The sequence below is a fragment of the uncultured Capnocytophaga sp. genome, from assembly GCF_938029845.1.
In the GTDB taxonomy this organism is placed as follows: domain Bacteria; phylum Bacteroidota; class Bacteroidia; order Flavobacteriales; family Flavobacteriaceae; genus Capnocytophaga.
Genome location: NZ_CALHGG010000133.1, coordinates 1 through 19,615, shown reverse-complemented (window position 1 = coordinate 19,615; position 19,615 = coordinate 1). Strand labels below are relative to the sequence as shown.

Below are 19,615 nucleotides of genomic sequence, written 5' to 3'. Positions count from 1 at the left end.
TAGAGGTCAAGGATACCAATTTTGTCTTTGGCTTTGCTGGTAAAGTTGTAGTTATTACCTCCGAAAAGTCCATATACATAGACCCTTGGGGTGAGTTGGCCTTGTACCCCTATACGCAAGCGGCGGATAGAGACATCGGTAATACGGCTTACTCCTGATCCATTGACCACAGTGTTAGGGTTGGCATCTATGTATCTTGCCCAAAGAGTAGCCGATACACTGGCCTTAATGTAGGTCTTTCCGTCCTCGCTAAGGTTTTTCCTGAGGTTCTCTTGGCTCCACATCAGTGAGGGAGCAAGCGCTAAAAGTAGAAATAATCTTTTCATATGTGTTTTATTTAGAAGTTTAAGGTTATAGATTCAGTAGTCAGTTATCAGTAGTCAGTTATCAGTAGTCAGTTATCAGAGGTCAGTTCAGACTACTGACCTCTGACCACTGAGGATTACTGATTAAAAAGTAAGATCAGCAGCACTTTCGTACTCGATTTGTCTAATATCAGTTTTTACACCTGTTTTCTTGTCAGTTTTTGTGAAGGTGTTGAATTTACCTTTTACAGTAACTTCTTGTCCTTCTGTCTCAAGTTTGGTTCTGACTTCTGCAGAGAGGGTTTTATCATAATTCTTTACATAGAACTGGATAAGGGTACCGTCAGAGAATTTGAAGTAAGATCTATTATATTTTCCTTCTTTTTTTACGGTAATGTTTCCATGGATCTTCACTGCTTTTCCTTTTTCAAAGTCATTTACTGTAGCTCTAGAGGCTTCTAAAGTAACTACAGGTTGTTCTGGATTAGGTGTAGGTTTTGCCTGAGGAGTAGTGCCAAAAGTAAGGTCAGCTTCGCTTTCATAAACAATTTCCTTAACAATGGATCCATTTTTAAGCTTGTGATCAGTGAAAACACCTACTACAGTAAGCTCTTGTCCTACGGTTTTAAGTTTTTGAGAAGTTTCTTCCTTGAGTTCTTTGAATTTGTGAGTAAAGATTTGAACCAAACTACCATCACTGAACTTAAAGTAAGATCTACCATTGGTTACTTCCGCAATTTCTCCATGAAGTTTCACCTTTTCTTTTTTGTCTCGGTAAGTATCGTAGTCAGCTGCTTTAAGGTTTTTTACCTCTAAGGCTACTACTGGTTGTTCTGGTTTTGACTCAGGAGTTTTACCAAAAGTAAGGTCAGCTTCACTTTCGTAAAGGATTTCCTTAATGGGGGTACCATCTTTGCTATAATCAGTGAAAACTCCTACTACAGTAAGCTCTTGTCCTACGGTTTTAAGTTTTTGAGAAGTCTCTTCCTTGAGTTCTTTGAATTTGTGAGTAAAGATTTGTACCAAAGTACCGTCACTGAACTTAAAGTAAGACCAATTACCTTTCACCTCAGCAATTTCTCCATGGAGTTTTACCTTTTCTTTACTGTCTCGGAATTTCTCATAGTCAGCTGCTTTAAGGTTTTTTACCTCCAAGGCAGTTGCTGGCTTGTCTTGTGGCTTTTCTGGCTGTGGTTTGTTAGGATCCACAGGTGGAATACCGTTCTCATCGTCCTTCTTACAGGACATTAACAGCCCAAAAGAGAGGGCTAATAAAAGTAACTTTTTCATGTCGTTATAGTATTTAAATTGTTGTTTATTCTTAGTGCGAATCATACATACCCAGCTCCAAGCATTCGCTGGCTTTGCTATTCACTTTTTTCTATTCCCTTTATATCATTGATAAAGAACTGTGGATTGTTTCCGTACATAGTGAGCACCCCTGTAATACGCAAGCGACCAGCGGGCACACGGTCTTTGATATGTGCGGCGTAGCTACTGGTAAGGAAAGGGAGGGTACCTCCTGCATTATCGGTTAGGGTATAAGTGGTATTGTATTGATTGTCAGAGGTGTGGAAAGTTTTTCCCACGTCTTGATTTTTAAAATATACACCATCGAGCACTAAGAGCTTGTTAGCTTGGGCACGTTTGTTAAATTGCAAATTCGTAAGGGTGGTAGCCAGTTCACTTATGGGTGCTTTCTCTCCTGTGAGGAGCAACACTTCGGGATACATGGCGGGAGTTAGGTGACCTATTTTTAGGTTACCCCCTGTTGTTTTGCCATGTCCATAACCTACTTCTAAGAGGGAATAACGGCTGGCATACCATACAGTGGTACCCTTGAGCCTTACTTGTACTTTGCTACCTACGGGATATTCCGCATAGAGCCCTTTTTTATCAATAGAGACGGCAATAGTACCCGACTTATCAGCGGCTTGTACATATACCTTTTTGTAGAAGTTTCCCCCTTCATCACTGGAGATGACATAGCCCTCGAAGGCGTCATTTTCCTCATAAGTAGCAAAGGAGGTACTTACCTTTGCTCTAAGGGCGTCATAGCTAATAGTGGTGCCATTGAAGGTTTTCGCTTTGGCGGCTTGCTCAGCAGCAAGGGCAGCTGTATCGGGGGTGTCAAAATTTGACACTTTGCTACAAGAAACACTCAATGCAATGGGGAGTATAGCGAATAATATCTTTTTCATGTTATTACGTTTAGATTACAGACTTAAGGTTACATTCAGATAAAAAGAGGTGCCATATCCTGTGAAATACTTGTTTCCAAAGGTAGGGTAACCACTCTTGCGATCTTTGATCATAGCTTGGTAATCACCCTTGCGCGCTTGTTCGAATCCGTTGCTCTTGTATTGAGTATTCAAAAGGTTATTGACACTAGCAAATACGTTTAGGAAGTTACCTTTGATACGCCAAGACTTACCTGCGGTGGCGTTCAGTAGGAAAAGACCAGGAAGTCGTTCTTGGCGCAAGAGACTACGTACGGTATTCTCGTCAATATCAGTATAGCGGCTACCTGTATTGGGATCAAGGTAAATATTCTCAGTACGTAGGCTAGGGGCGATACCTATGTAATTCTTATCAAAGTAATTGGCAGTAAGGGCTACCCACCAGTAGCGTGGACTTTGGTACTCTATGCCTAATGAATATACATGCTCAGGGGCTTGACCTGCATGGTAATCCTTAAGGTAGCTCACGATAGGCTCACTTACCAAGCGCTTGTCGGAGGACTGGAACAAGAGCGGATTGTTGGTATAGGTATATTGGTTGAGTGATACCACAGCAGAGGCTTTCCAAGAGGCGGTAAGGTCGTATTCAGCGCCGAGTTCCATACCAAAGTGCAATTTCTCAGCATCAATCATTGTTTGGGTCAAGAAGCCTGCGGATTCATCTCCTAAGCGAGATTGGGTGAAGAAATAGCTCTTTTCGCTGCTATGCTTTATCTGGGTGGCATAACCTGTAATTCGTGCCTTGAAGGAAGGGATACGGATGATATAGCTACCATCCCAAGTGATTTGGTTTTCAGGATGTATTCTAGCGGGAAGGATGCTGTTGGAATTACGGATATTTACATACACATTGTTCAGTGGTTGTGCTTCCTCAAAGTAACCTGTGTTGAACTGGAGGATATGCCTACCTGTGATGCTATAAGTGAGTCCCGCCTTGGTACTTATCGTATTGAAATAGCGCTGTCCGCTCATTCCTTTGGAGTCGGTATATACGGAGTTGTTGGCAAACATACCTTCGCGCTCATAGTCGGTATGGGCTACGCGTCCTGCTACATAGAAATCGGCACGACCATACTTAAAGCGCAATTGACCAAAGACATGGGCACGCTGGGTGCGGGTCTTGTAGTAGTATTGGTATTTGTCTCCTACCCCAAGGCGTAGGTTCTCCGCCGTGTCGTAGTTTTCTCCTGAATAATAACTCTTATTGAGGAAGTATTTCCCCCCTAATAAGTCATTGATTTGTTGGTAGTTTTCTGTACCAATGTGTTGGTAGGAGATTCCTCCATTGAAGGTGATATTAGGAGTAATCTTGGTGGTATTTAGTACGTTGGCTGTAAGGGTACGAGTGTCAATAATATCTTCATTAAGGGCAAACATGCTTTCGCCACCTGTAAGGCTGTTGGCCAAGTAGAGTCTATCCCAATCGAGCTGCTTATGAGTTCTGAAATATGCTATTTGTTGTGCTGCCTTATGATGGGCAAAAGGATCGCCTTCGCCTGTTTGCTCGTCATACATATTGTAGAAGTAAGTAGGCATATTGGTATAGTAGGAAGGGTCAGGGTTTTGGGATTTCACGTATTGGATACGAGTATCTCCCACCTGTCCGAACTGGTAACCCAAGTGAGCGACAATCTTGGTATTGCCCTTGTGATAGGTATTGGAGAGCACAAAAAGAGGTTCAGCGATACGCTTCATCTTGGAGTTGCGCAATTCTCCCGCTTGGTAGCCCCAGTTGGGATTGTAGTTTCTACCTCCCAAAGCAATAGTCTCTTGGGTGAGTGGGGCGGACTTGCCTCGGTTGTTATAGGAGAAGATTCCCATAAGATTGGTGGAGAAGTAAGGACTCGCCTTGTACTCTACGGCTGCGGAAGCTCCATAGGACTGATATACTAAGCCTTCGGTGTTAGGAACAAGGAAGGTCTTGCCATTGCCTCCACGATAGGAAGCTGAAACCATATAGCCCCAGCCACTAGGAAGGGTTCCTGTATTGTAAGTTACCATACCACGCCCAAAGTAATTGCGGTTGGTAGCGGTTCCTGTGATACGTAGGCCGTTGCGTAGCTCTGATGGTGCAATAGTATAGGAAGTATTACCAAATACGCCTCCAAAATCACTCTCTGAAGCGCCTACACCTGTGGTAATCACTTGACCGCGTGTAGCATCGTTTAGCCCTCCCCAGTTACTCCATTGGGGACGACCTGTCTCTACCTTGTTCATCGTTACCCCATTGACCAAGACCGTAGCGGTATTGCTCTGATAGCCACGAGGGCGATAGAACACCGAACTGAAGTCATAGGCGGCACGGCGAAAATAAAGGTCTTGAGAGGATTGGAGAAAGCCCGATATCATCTCAAGACTACCTTCTTCATCGTCCAACTGTTCGTCGGAAATGCTTATAGTATTGCCCATCTGTTGGGCTGCTTGTGTATGGTTTTCTTTTTCCAATACAATAGTGGGTAGCTCCATAGCCGAGAGTAGCTCCACAGGCATCTTCTTTGTTAGATAGCCTTTAGCCATTACCTCCAAGGTATAAAGCCCTTTGGGAAGGAGTAACTCAAACTCCCCCCTAAAATCACTCACTGTGTGTTGCTCTTGCCCTTCTACCACGATACGAGCCTCTGGCAAAGGTGTTTTTCCGTCACTAACGCTTCCTCTTAGGGAAACGTGCTGCGAGAAAGCAAGGCTACAAGTGAGCATAAAGAAAGAAAAAATCAATGATTTCATTACGTTTTTTATTAAAAATGAGGACATTAAAAGTACATGTGTTTTCTTGTACAAAATTACTCTTTTTTTTATTAAAAACTCATTTTTAAACGTTAAAAAATCAAAGGTTTTTTATGGTTACAAATCAATAAGAGTAAAGCCAATACCCACAACTGTTTGTAGTTATAGTCAATGAGTGAATCGCCATAGCCGTGAGAGGCTTGGAGCAAAAGACGTAGATCTCGATTGAGGGGAATTACCCAAGAGCCTTCTATATGGGCACGATTATGCTTGAAATTGAGATTGTTGCGAAGAGAAAGGCTAAATACATGTTTGCCATAGGTAAGGGCAGTTCTTATCTCACAGCGACCTATATAGTCCTCTATCTGAGGGTTGTCATCTTCTATGGAAGTTTCGGAGAATCGCTTCCATAGGCGGGTGGTAATTAGTATATTGTCCCATTTGGCTAAGCCTACGAGTATAAAACGGTTCCAGCTACGGGAGTGTGCAGCTTCTTTACCATTGGACTGGTGATTGATAGAAAGACCAAGCATCTTGAACTTGAAGCGCCCTGCCGTGAGGTTCATAGGATAGGTAAATATCAGTTCAGGCTCATAGTTCAGTTCCCTAAAAGGGCGGGAGAGTCCTCCATTGTACATCTGCCAAAGTGCTTGTTGGGTAAAAGCTACCCATACATCCCCCTTCCCGAAGGCATCTTGTAGGATTTTAGCCTTGAGACTGACTTGGAATTTGACCTCTACATGCTGGTAATCGCGGTGCTCAGGTATGGGGCGTTCTGTGTTGAGACTTCGTGGTTGCTCAGTAGGTATATCGGTGAAGCGCATAGGCATGATATACATGGGTTGGTACTCCATCAGGTGGAAAGTACCTTGCTGGTCTTCGCGATCAAGCTCCCATATCTTGGACATAACCCGTTCCAAATCAATTTCCTTAGGAATATCCGTAGTTGTTAAAGTAGGGAGCGCAATAGTATCTGTAACAGCCTCTTGGCACAACCCTATAAGAGGGAAAAAGCAAATGGTAATAGGTAAAAAAAGTTTCATTAACAGCTTTGAGTTTTTAATTTTGAGTTGCTACATTGACAACAGACCACTAACCACTGAAAATATTTTGTTGGTTATGAAAAAAATCGTATCTTTGCCCCCACAAATAGCGATGGTCTATGGTGTAATGGTAACACGACAGATTCTGGCTCTGTAATTCAAGGTTCGAGTCCTTGTAGACCAACAAATCAAATGAAGAGCGAAAAAGTGAAGAGCGAATAGTGCGAAACTATTCGCTCTTTATTTTGTTTTTCTATTAAAAGGTTTTAGTTTTCCTTCTTCTATTAGGCGAACGGTTAACTCTTGTAATTGAGGGATAGATTCTTTTAAGCGTTGTATTCTCTCAGCTTCTTCTGTTTCTATAAGAGTAGAGGTGTCTTGCTCAGCAACAGAATGAAGTGTATTTTGCCCAGAGGAAATACTAGTTTTCCTCTCGTTTTTTTTCTGTGGTGTTAATGTAGCAGGCATAAGACTTTGTTTTTTGCAAAGTTACAATTAATTTTTGCATTATGCTTTTATTTTCTATTTAGAATACGGATATTTGTGTTTGCATAGTAAAACCTTCTAAGAACCTCACGCCGCGGTAGGAATTGCCCTTTTCATTCAGGCGTGGACTCCATACAGCTATGGCGTAGTGACCGGGCATGATAGCGACGATACCTCCGCCGACCCCACTCTTACCGGGGAGTCCTACACGGAAAGCAAATTCCCCTGATTCGTCATAGAATCCACAGGTCTGCATAATGGCATTGATACGCTTGGTATATACATGGGGGAGGATACGCTCTTGGTTGTGTAGGGTGATACCGTCATTGGCTAAGAAAGTAAACACATACGCCAAGGACTCACAGGTAAGTTCTATGGAGCAGAGCTTAAAGTAGAAATCCAATACCCTTTCTGGATCATTTTCTATATTTCCCAATGATTTTATATAATAACACAGCGCAAAATTGCGGTAACCTACTTCTTTTTCGGAAGCGGCAATCTCCTCAGAATAGTTGATTGTAGGATCATTGGCCAATTGGCGTACGAACGTTAGAAACTCTTCTTCTGCATTCTTGAAATGAGAAAGGAGGATGTCGCAGATGACAATAGCTCCTGCGTTGATTAGCGGGTTACGCGGAATCCCATTGTTGGCTTCCAATTGTAGGAGGGAGTTGAACGAGGTGCCCGATGGCTCCACAGATACTCGTTCCCAAATGCTATCTCCAAAGATATTATACGCCATAGATAGCGAAAGTACTTTGGCAATACTCTGTATAGAGAACTTTTCCTGATAATCCCCAATGCCAAAGGTTTTCCCTGCTAAGGTGTGGATGGCAATCCCAAATTTGTCAGGGCTGACATTGAGCAATTCGGGGATATAAGTAGGTATTTTTCCTATGTTTTTCCCTTGATATACTTTGTTATAGATGCCTGTGATGGTTTTGGCGTAGGCTGTTTGCTCGTTCATAGTAACTTAGATGATTTTTCTATTGGAAGGTGTTAATGGTTTGTCGGATAGCTACCAATCGGGTCAAGAGACCTTCGAGCAGGTCTAGGTGAAGCATATTAGCTCCATCACTTTTGGCATTGGCAGGGTCAAAATGGGTTTCTATGAAGATACCATCTACTCCATTGACAACGCCTGCACGGGCAATGGTCTCAATCATTTCGGGACGTCCTCCTGTAACCCCTGAACTTTGATTGGGTTGTTGTAGGGAGTGGGTAACATCCAGAATGACAGGTGCATACTGCTTCATAGTAGGAATCCCACGGAAATCCACAATCATATCTTGATAGCCGAACATAGTACCTCTGTCGGTGATATAGACCTTGTCATTGCCACTATCCAACACTTTTTGCACGGCATGCTTCATACTCTCAGGGCTCATGAATTGTCCCTTTTTGAGATTGACTGTTTTGCCTGTTTTAGCAGCAGCTACAACCAAGTCGGTTTGTCTGACTAAGAAGGCAGGGATTTGCAGTACATCTACATACTCGGCTGCCATAGCCGCATCGCTCACCTCATGAATATCGGTTACGGTAGGAACTCCAAAGGTCTGAGATACCTTTTGGAGTATCTTCAGTGCTTTTTCATCACCTATACCCGTAAAGGAGTCTATACGGCTGCGATTGGCCTTTTTGAAGCTCCCCTTGAAGATATAGGGGATATCTAGTTTCTGAGTGATTTTTACAATTTTATCGGCTATACGCATAGCCATTTCTTCGCCCTCTATGGCGCAAGGACCTGCCATGAGCAGAAAGTTATCCTTCATAGTTGTTAGTTATTAGTTGTTAGTTGTTAGTTGTTAGTTTTCAGTTGTTAGTTTTCAGTTGTTAGTTGTTAGTTTTCAGTTATTAGTTGTTAGTTTCTAATCACTAATCACTAACCACTAATCACTATTTACTAACCACTACTTACTCGTCTCTGCTGCTTCCCATAAGTCTATAGACCCAGTAAAGGAGTTGGGCGAGGGAACCGAGGGCAGCAACCACATAGGTACGGGCAGCCCACTTGAGGGAGTCCTCTGCACCTGCATATTCTTCACGAGTTACTATATTTTTGTTCTTAAGCCAAGCCAAAGCGCGGTTACTGGCATCATACTCCACAGGGAGGGTGATGAAGGTAAAGAGCGTAGTAATAGCAAAAAGAGCCACCCCTGCCACGGCTATCCAATATCCAAAGCCTGTTGACTTACTGAAAGCCCCTAAGGCGAAGCCTATCATAATGAGTATATTGGAGAGGTTGGAGGAGATATTGACCGCAGGGACGATTTGGGAACGTAGGGTGAGCCAACGGTAGGCCTGTGCATGCTGTACCGCATGACCACACTCATGAGCCGCAACGGCAGCCGCAGCCGCATTACGCTGGTTATATACCGCTTCACTTAGGTTTACAGTTTTGTCCAAAGGATTATAGTGGTCAGTAAGCTGACCAGGGACATGGGTTACTTTCACATCGTAGATACCATTGTCACGGAGCATCTTCTCAGCGATTTCCTTACCACTCATACCATTGCGCAGTTGCACTTGAGAGTAGTGTGCAAACTTACTTTGTAGGCGGTTACTCACCAACCAACTTACCAAAAAGATGGCACCTAAAATTACGTAGTATAAAATCATATTTAATTGTTAAATGTTAGAGGGCTAATGCTTCTATTAATTGGTCTGTTTCTTCTAATACTTGGTCATTGTCTATAAAGACACCTTTTTTAGCCTCTTCCAATCCTGAGTTAATAGCTTCTAAAGCCTTTTGAGAAACTTTTACAGAGGGTTGTTCTCCTATTTCAATTATTTCATAATTGAGTTTTTTAAGCTCTGCCTTGGCATTTTCTCTTGAAATGCCCTTAGGAATTCTAATGGTAAGTATTTCTGCTTGCATAGTTATCGGTTTTTAGCAGTTAATCATTAATGGCATTAATCATTAGAAATAGCCTCCTTTTTTCCTATCTTCCATGGCAGCTTCGGTAACGCGGTCATCGATGCGGGTTTCGCCACGTTCGGAGATACGGGAGGCGGAGATTTCCCTTACCACTTCCTCAAGGGTGGCGGCATTGCTCTCCACGGCTGCCGTACAAGTCATATCCCCTACGGTACGGTAGCGTACACGCTTGTTGAGGATTTGGTCGTTTTCGTCAATCTGGATAAAAGGGGAGACGGCTATTAGGCGCCCTTCGTGCTCAATCACATCCCTATTGTGGGCAAAGTAGATAGAAGGGAGCGCTATGTTTTCCTGTTGGATATAGCTCCATACGTCCAATTCTGTCCAGTTGGAGATAGGGAATACACGTACATTTTCTCCCTTGTGGATACGTCCGTTGTAGATGTTCCACAGCTCAGGGCGCTGGAGCTTGGGATCCCACTGTCCAAACTCATCGCGTACCGAGAAGAAGCGTTCTTTGGCACGTGCTTTTTCCTCATCGCGGCGAGCACCCCCTATACAAGCATCAAACTGGAACTCCTCAATGGTGTCCAAAAGGGTATGCGTTTGTAGCCAGTTGCGAGAGGCAAACTTACCCTTAGGTTCAGTGAGTCCCTTCGCCTTGATCGTATCTTCCACTTGGCGTACAATAAGCTCCGCCCCGATGCGCTCGGCTAAGGCATCACGGTAGGCAATTGCCTCAGGGAAGTTGTGTCCTGTGTCGATATGCACCAAAGGAAAAGGAATCTTCATAGGGGCAAATGCCTTGATAGCCAAATGTACCAAGGTAATAGAGTCCTTCCCGCCACTAAACAGGAGGGCAGGACGCTCAAACTGCGCAGCTACTTCGCGCATGATATAAATACTTTCCGCTTCTAATTGCTTGAGATGTTCGTTCATAAAATACACTTATTTTAGTGAATCATTTCTGAGAGATCATGGAAAAATCTGAAATAATAAGCACTATCCTCAATCCTTCCTAAAGGAAATAGGATACTGATAAAAGGTCACTACAGGTTTCCCTCGCTGTTCAGCTGGAGCCAGTTGAGGGAATCCTTCAAATACCTCTCGGGCTGCTTTTTCTAAAATAGGATCTCCTTCTGCTTTTTCTATAGAAAGAATACCTTTCTTATCTATCTTAAGAGTAAGTATCACCCTACCTTGTATTTTCTTTTTCAAGGCTTCTTCAGGATATTGAAAATTTTTTATCACCCATTGGTCTAAAAAATATTTGAAAGGTATTTCTTTTGTTTCTCCTGTAAGGGTATCTATTTGTAAGTAATAAGGGTGTTTTTCTATCAGGGCAAAAGGGATATCTTCTTCTTCCTGTGCTAGCAAGGGAAAAGAACTAAAAATAATAGCTATAAAATATAGAATTCTACTTACTTTCATAATATTTTTTAAGAAATAAAATTACAATTTATTTTCTACATATACAAGTCAGTTAGCGAGTCTAAATACGATAGGATAGTTATAGAGAATATTTACAGGCTTACCTCTTAGTAGGGCAGGGGAGAGCTGAGGGAATCCGTCAAATATCCTACAGGCTTCTTCTTCCAAGAGGGGATTACGCCCTCTAATTTCTTTTATAGAAAGAATACCCTTTTTATCAATCCTGAGTTGTACGATTACTCTGCCTTCTATCTTTTTTTCTACAGCTTCCTGAGGGTACCTGTAATTCTTTATTACCCATTGGTCTAAAAAATTCTTGAAAGGTATTTCCTTTTTTTCTCCTGTAAGGGTATCGGTTTGTATGTAATAAGGTTGCTTCTCTATCCGGAAAAAAGGGATATCCTCTTCTTCCTGTGCTAGCAAGGGAAAAGAACTAAAAATAATAGCTATAAGATATAGAATCCTACTTACTTTCATAATATTTTTAAGAAATAAAATTACAATTTATTTTCTACATATACAAGTCATCTGCCGAGCCAGAATGCAATAGGATAGGCAATGGTAATGCTTACAGGCTTATCTCCTTGTAGGGCAGGAAAGAGCTGAGGGAATCCGTCAAATACCCTACAAGCTTCTTCTTGTAGGAGAGGATTACCCTCCCTTATTTCTTCTATAGAAAAAATCCCTTTTTCATCTATCTTGAATATTACAATTACTTTTCCTTCAATCATTTCTTCTACAGCTCTTTTTGGATATTGAAAATTTTTTCTCACCCATCGGTCTAAAAAATTCTTGATAGGTATTTCTTTTTTTTCTCCTGTAAGGGTATCGGTTTTTAAGTAATAAGGTAGCTTATCTATCCGTGTAGAAGGAACGTCCTTTTCTTCTTGGGCATATAAGGAGAAAGCCCCCAAGATCATTCCTATAAGAAATAAGTTCCTAATAGTTGTCATATTTTCTGTATTGAAAGGCAAAAGTACAATTTATTTTCTATATACACAAGTTAGTTGTTAGTTGTTAGTTGTTAGTTGTTAGTGGTTAGTTGTTAGTGGTTAGCCTCTGTCTTCTGTCCACTGACGACTGTCTTCTGTCCACTGACGACTGTCTTCTGTCTACTGACGACTGCCCTCTGCTAAGCAGCATATTTCCCTTTCTTGGAGAGTTCCCAAGAGTTGATGATATTCTGCCAAAGAATATAGCAACCTGGTCCCACAGTGGAAAGGGGGTGTAGGTAGGTGGCGGCAATCCAAATGGCAAAGGCGGTGTTCTTCTGCCCTAAAGCCTGACCTGCCTCAATAGTGGCGCCGAGATAGCGACCTATCTTCCAACCTACCGCGTATTGTAGCAAACATAATACCAAACCTGATAAGCCGATAACCGCCAAGAAGCCGAGGCTCGTTTGGGCATTCATAATGTTCTTCAGGGTGGTGCCTGTTACAATCATCAGCGAACAGCCCCATAGGTAAAAGGATAGGTCGGGGATGTGAATAAGCCATTGGTGGAAACGCCTTAGCGTTGGTAGGCTCTTGGTGAGTAACGCGAGCAACATGGGGACGACTAAGACAAGGAATACCTTGTTGAGTATCAGTAGGAAAGCGCTCCAAAAAGTGATGCCCGAAGCAGGTTCTATTAGTGGAAAGCAGATAGGAATCAGTAGTACACAAAGCAGGTTGGAGAGGAAGGTGTAGGTAGTCATCTGCTCGAGATTGCCACCGAGCTTGAGCGTTACCACCGCAGCAGCTGCCGCACAAGGGCTAATGGCACAGACCAATACACTCTCCGAGAGAATCAGCACGTCCCCTGAGAGCTTGAGCAGCAGGATAATACCCATGAACAAGGCTACAAAAAGCATTTGGAAAGCACTTGTCCAAATATGCCACCTAACTACCGCAATCTTTCTGAAATCTACCTTACAGAAAGTAACATAGAGAATCAGGAACATAAACAGCGGTAGTATGGCGTTAAAAATAGGTGCCAACTGCTGGGAAAGCCCATCCAAGGCTTCCACATAATAAAAGATGAGATATACGATAGCTCCTATCCCCATGGAGATAGGAAGCGTCCATTCTTTGATAAAACGAAGCAAGAGAATAATTATTAATTGTTAATTGTCAATGACTTCTGATTTCTGTCTACTGCCTACTGATATAGGGTACAAATGTACGAAAAAAATTAGTTTTGAATTTTTAATTTTGAGTTTTTAGTTTCTGTCCACTGACCACTGACTTCTGCCTACTGCCCGCTGAAATAAAAGTATTGTTAAAAACAAGCAACTTTGCTATTAAAAATGTAACTTTGTGTCCTTATTCCAAAATGTATCTTTTATGACTACCAACAACCCCAAAATTATTAGTGAAGGGCTTACCTATGATGATGTGCTCTTGGTGCCACATTACTCAGAAGTACTCCCTCGTGAGGTCTCTATACAGTCCTATTTTAGTAGAAATATCCCGCTGAATGTCCCTATTGTTTCAGCTGCGATGGATACAGTAACCGAATCGGCTATGGCTATTGCTATTGCACGTGAAGGGGGTATAGGAGTGCTCCACAAGAACATGACTATAGAGGAGCAAGCCTTCCAAGTGAGAAAGGTTAAGCGTGCCGAAAGTGGTATGATTATAGACCCTGTAACGCTTTCACTCACCTCCACAGTAGGTGATGCGAAACTTTGTATGAAAGAACATAGCATAGGGGGTATCCCTATCGTAGATGATGCGGGTGTTCTCAAGGGGATTGTTACTAACCGTGATCTACGTTTTGAGCGTGATAAAAGCCGTCCTATTACCCAGGTGATGACAGGGGAAAACCTCATTACTGCTCCCGAAGGTATCTCCATGAAAGATGCAGAGAAGATATTGGAAAGTCATAAGATAGAGAAACTTCCCGTAGTGAATAAGGACTACAAATTGGTAGGGCTCATTACCTTCCGCGATATAGCAAACTTGCAGAGCAAATCCATTTCCAACAAAGATAGTATTGGTCGCCTACGTGTGGCAGCTGCCCTTGGGGTAACGGTCGATGCGGTAGAGCGTGCCGAAGCCCTTGTACATGCTGGGGTTGATGCGGTAGTGATTGATACTGCTCATGGGCATACTCGTGGGGTAGTAGCTGTACTTAAGAAAGTCAAAGAACGTTTTCCACAATTGGATGTGGTAGTGGGTAATATAGCTACAGCAGAAGCAGCGCTTTACTTGGCTGAAGCTGGTGCCGATGCGGTGAAAGTGGGTATAGGTCCAGGTTCTATTTGTACCACTCGTGTAGTGGCAGGAGTAGGCTATCCGCAGCTTTCGGCAGTGATGCAAGTGGCAGCGGCACTGAAAGAGAAAAATATACAAATCCCTGTGATTGCCGACGGAGGTATCCGCTATACAGGAGATATCGTCAAGGCGATTGCTGCAGGGGCTGACTGTGTGATGCTTGGTTCGCTCTTGGCAGGTATCAAAGAATCCCCAGGGGAAACCATTATCTTTGAGGGTAGGAAGTTCAAGTCCTACCGTGGTATGGGCTCCGTCGAGGCTATGCAACATGGTAGCAAAGATCGTTATTTCCAAGATGTGGAGGACGATATCAAAAAGCTCGTTCCTGAAGGTATCGTAGGGCGTGTGCCTTATAAGGGCGAATTACAAGAGAGCATGCACCAGTTTATAGGAGGTTTGCGTGCAGGTATGGGCTATTGTGGCGCTAAGGATATTGCGACACTTAAGGAAACAGGTCGCTTTGTACGTATTACCACCAGCGGTATTGCTGAAAGTCACCCACATAATGTCACCATTACCAAAGAAGCACCGAACTACTCAAGATAAATAAAAAGTAAAAAGTAAAAGGTAAAAAGTAAAGAGTGAAAAGCGAAAACTTTTCACTCTTCTTTAATTTTTTTGATTAGTATTTGTACTCGGTAGTTTCTTCAAGTACTCTATTACCATTTCTTTCTTGAAATTTTCTTACAGTAGTAGGATAGTCACCATTGTAGTCATATTCATAAAATCTTTTACTAACCTCAGGATTTCCGTTTCTTTCATAGGTAGTTACAATGGTAAGCTCATTATTTTTACTACTGTAGTATTCTATGAAATGATCAGGGTTCAATATCTTAGTAAGATTATTCAAAGAAGGGTTGTTTTTGTTGTCATAAGTATATTCAACGGTTTTCTTAAAAGAAGGGTTGTATGTTTTCTCTTCTTTGATTACATTTCCGTTTTCTACAGTGTAGATTGTAGTTTCTACCTCCTCATTTACTTTAGACTTGTCGGCTACTACCTCTTTATAGGATTTTTTATTTACAGTGATGCGATTTCCATTGTAAATAAAATCAGACTCTTCATATTGGATGGCAGGCACCTTATTTCCATCTTTGAAGGCTTCAGAAGGTTTTTTTATAATGATCTTAGAGAGCTTGCCACCTTCGTAAGCATAAGTGGTTTCATCGGTCTCACCACCTTCTACGGCTACTCTTTTGATAAGTCTGCTACTCTCATCGTAAGTATAGGTTTTTGTACTGCCTGAAGCTTCTTCTTTTACAGGAAGGGCTCCGTTGTAGGTAATGATACTCCTTTTAGTGTTTTTGAGGACACCGTTTTCATAGTCTGCATAGCTCCAGCCCACTACTTTACCACCTTCTATTGTGGTAATAGATTTTCCGATGATTTTTCCGTCTTTGTCTTTGTAGGTAACTTCCTTAGGAAAAGTTCCTTCCTGAATGGTAGTGTCGTTTCCATTGTCTTCTTTTTTACAGCTAACGAGTGCTGCGATGGCCACTAGGCCGAGAATTACTTTTCTCATTTCTATTTAATTTTAAATTGTTAAATTGTTTAGTGATTGATACGCTTGACTTATTTTGGGGCAAATGTACAATATATTTTTTAAATATCAATAGTTAGAAAAATGAAAAGTGAAAAACTTTTCACTTCATTAGAATTTCATTCCAAGTCCTATTGAGAATACCGAATTCTTGAAGTTGTCTCCGTCGCTGATAAGGGAGCTCTTGAAGTGTTTGTCATTAGGGTCAAAGACGTTGGTTAAGGAGTGGGTGTAGCGGGCTTCTACAAAGAAGCGTTGGTTAAGCTTAACTCCCAATCCTGCCCCTACGCCAAAGTCAAAGGAGTTATAAGAATCCTTGTCCAAAAGGTTCCTTAAATATACATTGGCTATATAACTATCCACTTTGGGTTTGTTTACAAGGAAGCCAAACTGTACCCCTCCTTCTAGGAAGATTGGGCCGAGATTCACTTTAGCCATTACAGGGATATTAAGGTAATCGAGTCTAATTTCGGAAGTATCAGTCCTTATACTAAGATTTTTGAGTCCTTGTCTCAAATCAACCCCTTGTCGGGAGAAAATAAGCTCTGGTTGTATGGAAAGCATATTGCTTATAGGCAGTTCTACCAAGCCTCCTATATAGAAGCCACTAAGTCCCTCAATGGTAGAAATGGAGGATGTTTCCCCGCTGAATGTGCTATAATTGTAGCCTGCTTTAACGCCAAAGTTTTGGGCACGAACTTGTGAAAAACCGCATACGGCTATAATGATTAAAAATGCAATTTTTTTCATTTTCTTAGTGTTTTATTATTTGGGTGTAAATGTATTATAAGCACAAGAGTTATGCTAGGTTATAAGTGAAAAGTGAAGAGTTTTTCACTCTTCACTCTTCATGATTCACTTTATTATTAGAACTTCACGCCAAGTCCTAAAGAAAGTACAGCATTCTTGAAGTTATTGTCATCACTGATATGTGCATTCTTTAGGGAGTTGTTGTTAGGGTCAAGGGCATTGGTTAGGGAGTGGGTGTAGCGTGCTTCTACAAAGAAGTGCTGGTTAAGGTTGACTCCCAATCCTGCCCCTACGCCAAAGTCAAAAGAGGCATAAGCGTCTTTGTCTACTGTTTGAGAAGTACGTCTGTTGCCTGCTGTATAGCTAACCTCAGGTTTGTCTACCAAAAAGCCAAATTGCACGCCCCCTTGTAGGAAGAGCGGGCCTAGATTCACCTTCGCCATCACAGGAATATTAAGGTAGTCTAGTCTAAGGTCTTTTTTGAAAGAACCTAAGTTGTTTTTCTGTTCCCAAGCAGCTCCTTGTCGGGAATAAATCACCTCTGGTTGGAGGGAAATGACATCGCCTAAGGGTAGTTCCAAAAGGGCACCTACATAGAAGCCACTAAGCCCCTTGAGGGAATTGTCCTTGGCTACCTCTCCGTTGAAGCTACTGTAATTATATCCCCCTTTGAAACCAAAATTTTGGGCATTTGTCTGTGTGAGACCGAAAACGGTCAAAGCGATTAAAAGTGCAATTTTTCTCATTTTTTAAGTGTTTTGCAGTCAATATGCTATTGACGTTGTTAATTTGTTGAGAGTATCGCAAAAACTATGCCAGTCTTTAAGTGAAGAGTGAAAAGTGAAGAGTGAAAAGTGAAAAACACTCTTCACTCTTTGTTTTTAAAGGTTCCCTTTAAAATCGTTGCTGATAAAAAATTGTAGTTTATAGTGGTTGCCTATTGGGGTAACACGCATCCAGCTACCTGAGGGGGCGAGATGACCTGCCTTACCTTCGTAGCGCTTATCAGGGGACTCTATAGCCCAGTAGTTTTCTTCGCTATCTATTATATCCAAGGGTAGGCGTTTGCCCAAGTGCTCCTCGCTCAGCTCAAAGGTAAAATTATTGGTTATATTCTTGGCATCAGAGAGGGAAATCTGTAAGAAACCATTCTTAGGCTTTGTATATATAGGGGTTTTTAGCTCAATCTTTGCTCCCTTATAGTATAAGCCAGGGAGGATACGCTCTACAAAAAGCACGGTTTCGTTACCCTCAGCGGTATGTCCTTTGTAGGCAATGCGATATTCTAAGGCAAAGCGTTTTTCCTGACCCACTTGGGTTATTTTAAGGTAGCTCCCTACCTCAGCAGTATGGCCTTCCTCCCCATAGATACGCCAGTCGTCAAGTGCCTTGAATTCCCAAGGTTGGTTAGGAGGTACAATGCCCTTTTCAGGTTTGTCCAAGGGTATTTTTTTGCCCAAGTGAGCCATATCCATTTGTATATACAACTCTTTTCCCTCTTTGCTAGTGAGGTAGAGTTGCAGGTCACTCTTTGAAAAAGCCACCGCATCATAGGTGCTTTCCAAGAGGTAAAAAGGACGTTTGTCCAAGTGAAAACCACGAGGGGGAACATCTGGGAAAATCTCTTTTTCCTCAGGATCTTCTTTAGCACAGGCGCCTACTAAGAGGGCAGATAGTGCAAATAAAATTGTTTTTTTCATTATTTTAGTTGTTAGTTTCTAGTTGCTAACCACTAACCCCTATTCGCTAATCAGTTTTTTCAGTTCATCCACATGAATAGTGCGGGCGAGGATTTTACCATCCTTGTCCAAGAGAATAGAGGTAGGTATCCAGCGGAGCGCATAGGTCTGAGCTGCATCGGACTTCCATACGCCTTTGGCTAAGGCTTGTGGCCAAGTGTATTGGTCTTTGCGGATAGCCGCTTGCCATGCTTCTAAGTCTTCGTCCAAGGAGATACTAAGAATCTCCAAGCCTTTGTCTTTGTATTCTTTGTATAGAGCTACCAGTTCAGGGCTTGCCTTGCGGCAGTCAGGGCACCAAGATGCCCAAAAGTCTATCAGTAGCTTTTTGCCTCGGAAGTCCTTGAGGGATACTTTTTTTCCTTGTGCATCAACGAGTTCCACTTCGGGAGCTTCCGCACCTGGTTGTATCTTTGCCAATTGGGCAATAGCGGCATCGAGTTCTTTAAGGTAAGGGTTGTTGTCCAAGGCAGGGTCTAATATTTTACGCAATTCCACTAAGGTAGGATAGTCATATTTGTAGGCATGGCGCGCCAAGAAATAAGCTATCTGAGGGGAGGCAGGTGCTTCTTTGATTTCTTTGGGAAGCTCTAAGGCATTATTCATAGCCATGCGGTTATAGCGTTCAAATACCTGAGCGGCATCGCTGGAGCGGAAGTACTCAAAGTTCCAGTTAGGATTGAGAATTAGCTCCACGGGGGAGTTGTCCAAATATAAGTGAGCGCGTGTACCGCTACCATTTAGGCATAGTGCATACACCAAGGGTTCATCTGTTTTTCCCTCAAAGCGAAAATGGCCATCTTTGTCAATAGCAGTTGAATCCACAGGGGTGTAGATTCTATCTTTGTATCGGTAGAGGAAGATACGAGCTCCTTCGGGATAAACAGGTGTGGTTCCTTCAATCACATAGTGGTCGCCTACCTCATAGGAGGAGGAAGCGCTGGGAGCAGTAGTGGCAGTACCCGCTTGTTGTTGGGTGTTTTGACACCCAATAAGCCCTAAGGCTAAAAGATTTATCAATTTCTTCATTACTTGATATTTTATTTAGCAGCAAAATTAGAAAAAAATGATAATATAGCAATGTAATTTGGGAATATTTTTTAATTTGCCAATTTGCCGATTTGTTGATTTGCCGATTAGCCAATTTGCTGATTTGCTGATTTGTCGATTTAAGTTTCGCAAGTTCTGTAACTTATTGATATTCAAAACCTCCCCCTACCCC

General features: G+C 42.2%; 19 protein-coding genes, 1 tRNA gene and 2 pseudogenes. 2 read left to right on the top strand and 20 right to left on the bottom strand.

The annotated features are described in order from the left end of the window. From Q0625_RS09490 to Q0625_RS09470, 5 genes and pseudogenes are all read right to left on the bottom strand, one after another. Nucleotides 1-326, bottom strand: a pseudogene (locus Q0625_RS09490) (porin); the annotation flags it as partial. 123 nt (nt 327-449) lie between these two features. Then, nucleotides 450-1,595, bottom strand: a complete 1,146-nt coding sequence (locus Q0625_RS09485; protein WP_298826327.1) for a hypothetical protein — start codon at nt 1,593-1,595, stop codon at nt 450-452. 77 nt (nt 1,596-1,672) lie between these two features. Continuing rightward, a complete protein-coding gene (locus Q0625_RS09480; RefSeq protein WP_298826325.1) occupies nt 1,673-2,506 on the bottom strand; it encodes a DUF5689 domain-containing protein in 834 nt (277 codons plus the stop codon). Between the two features lie 15 nt (nt 2,507-2,521). Then, nucleotides 2,522-5,269 (bottom strand): TonB-dependent receptor, encoded by a 2,748-nt coding sequence (locus Q0625_RS09475; protein ID WP_298826323.1) that lies wholly within the window; start codon nt 5,267-5,269, stop codon nt 2,522-2,524. Nucleotides 5,270-5,386: 117 nt separating this feature from the next. After that, nucleotides 5,387-6,312, bottom strand: a pseudogene (locus tag Q0625_RS09470) (phospholipase A). 113 nt (nt 6,313-6,425) lie between these two features. Here Q0625_RS09470 and Q0625_RS09465 point away from each other — a divergent pair. Continuing rightward, a tRNA-Gln gene (locus Q0625_RS09465) sits at nt 6,426-6,496 on the top strand. 56 nt (nt 6,497-6,552) lie between these two features. On the opposite strand, the gene Q0625_RS09460 is transcribed toward Q0625_RS09465, so the two are convergent. The 10 genes from Q0625_RS09460 to Q0625_RS09415 all read right to left on the bottom strand — a co-directional run bounded on the left by Q0625_RS09460 (nt 6,553) and on the right by Q0625_RS09415 (nt 13,202). Continuing rightward, nucleotides 6,553-6,780: a hypothetical protein gene (locus Q0625_RS09460; protein ID WP_298826320.1), complete on the bottom strand. Its 228-nt coding sequence runs from the start codon at nt 6,778-6,780 to the stop codon at nt 6,553-6,555. Between the two features lie 58 nt (nt 6,781-6,838). Beyond that, nucleotides 6,839-7,765: a glutaminase gene (locus tag Q0625_RS09455; protein WP_298826318.1), complete on the bottom strand. Its 927-nt coding sequence runs from the start codon at nt 7,763-7,765 to the stop codon at nt 6,839-6,841. A 19-nt stretch (nt 7,766-7,784) separates the two neighbouring features. Further along, nucleotides 7,785-8,570, bottom strand: coding sequence for a 3-deoxy-8-phosphooctulonate synthase (gene kdsA, locus Q0625_RS09450; protein ID WP_298826316.1), 786 nt, complete (start codon nt 8,568-8,570; stop codon nt 7,785-7,787). A gap of 142 nt (nt 8,571-8,712) precedes the next feature. Then, the gene (locus Q0625_RS09445) at nt 8,713-9,417 is read right to left on the bottom strand and encodes a zinc metallopeptidase (RefSeq protein ID WP_298826314.1); all 705 of its coding nucleotides are present in this window, start codon (nt 9,415-9,417) and stop codon (nt 8,713-8,715) included. Nucleotides 9,418-9,433: 16 nt separating this feature from the next. Continuing rightward, entirely contained in the window at nt 9,434-9,676 is a 243-nt protein-coding gene (locus tag Q0625_RS09440) for a hypothetical protein (RefSeq protein ID WP_298826311.1), read from the bottom strand. Nucleotides 9,677-9,718: 42 nt separating this feature from the next. Beyond that, a complete protein-coding gene (gene cysD, locus Q0625_RS09435) occupies nt 9,719-10,615 on the bottom strand; it encodes a sulfate adenylyltransferase subunit CysD (RefSeq protein ID WP_298826309.1) in 897 nt (298 codons plus the stop codon). 69 nt (nt 10,616-10,684) lie between these two features. After that, entirely contained in the window at nt 10,685-11,107 is a 423-nt protein-coding gene (locus Q0625_RS09430; protein WP_298826307.1) for an energy transducer TonB, read from the bottom strand. A gap of 48 nt (nt 11,108-11,155) precedes the next feature. Further along, nucleotides 11,156-11,584 (bottom strand): energy transducer TonB, encoded by a 429-nt coding sequence (locus tag Q0625_RS09425; protein ID WP_298826305.1) that lies wholly within the window; start codon nt 11,582-11,584, stop codon nt 11,156-11,158. Between the two features lie 47 nt (nt 11,585-11,631). Continuing rightward, the gene (locus Q0625_RS09420; protein WP_298826303.1) at nt 11,632-12,060 is read right to left on the bottom strand and encodes a TonB family protein; all 429 of its coding nucleotides are present in this window, start codon (nt 12,058-12,060) and stop codon (nt 11,632-11,634) included. Between the two features lie 179 nt (nt 12,061-12,239). Beyond that, nucleotides 12,240-13,202: a transporter gene (locus Q0625_RS09415; protein ID WP_298826331.1), complete on the bottom strand. Its 963-nt coding sequence runs from the start codon at nt 13,200-13,202 to the stop codon at nt 12,240-12,242. A gap of 229 nt (nt 13,203-13,431) precedes the next feature. On the opposite strand from Q0625_RS09415, the gene guaB reads away from it, so the two are divergent. Next, on the top strand, nt 13,432-14,910 hold the full coding sequence (guaB, locus tag Q0625_RS09410; RefSeq protein WP_298826329.1) for an IMP dehydrogenase: 1,479 nt from the start codon (nt 13,432-13,434) through the stop codon (nt 14,908-14,910). A 76-nt stretch (nt 14,911-14,986) separates the two neighbouring features. Here the strand turns inward: guaB and Q0625_RS09405 are convergent, their stop codons facing one another. The 5 genes from Q0625_RS09405 to Q0625_RS09385 form a co-directional block, all read right to left on the bottom strand. After that, the gene (locus Q0625_RS09405) at nt 14,987-15,886 is read right to left on the bottom strand and encodes a hypothetical protein (protein ID WP_298826300.1); all 900 of its coding nucleotides are present in this window, start codon (nt 15,884-15,886) and stop codon (nt 14,987-14,989) included. Between the two features lie 129 nt (nt 15,887-16,015). Continuing rightward, nucleotides 16,016-16,654 carry a porin family protein gene (locus Q0625_RS09400; protein ID WP_298826297.1) on the bottom strand — a complete coding sequence of 213 codons (639 nt, stop codon included), beginning with the start codon at nt 16,652-16,654 and terminating at the stop codon, nt 16,016-16,018. A gap of 116 nt (nt 16,655-16,770) precedes the next feature. Continuing rightward, nucleotides 16,771-17,400 carry a porin family protein gene (locus Q0625_RS09395; RefSeq protein ID WP_298826294.1) on the bottom strand — a complete coding sequence of 210 codons (630 nt, stop codon included), beginning with the start codon at nt 17,398-17,400 and terminating at the stop codon, nt 16,771-16,773. Nucleotides 17,401-17,535: 135 nt separating this feature from the next. Then, nucleotides 17,536-18,354 (bottom strand): hypothetical protein, encoded by an 819-nt coding sequence (locus tag Q0625_RS09390; protein WP_298826292.1) that lies wholly within the window; start codon nt 18,352-18,354, stop codon nt 17,536-17,538. Between the two features lie 39 nt (nt 18,355-18,393). Continuing rightward, the gene (locus Q0625_RS09385) at nt 18,394-19,422 is read right to left on the bottom strand and encodes a TlpA disulfide reductase family protein (RefSeq protein ID WP_298826289.1); all 1,029 of its coding nucleotides are present in this window, start codon (nt 19,420-19,422) and stop codon (nt 18,394-18,396) included. Nucleotides 19,423-19,615: the final 193 nt, after the last annotated feature.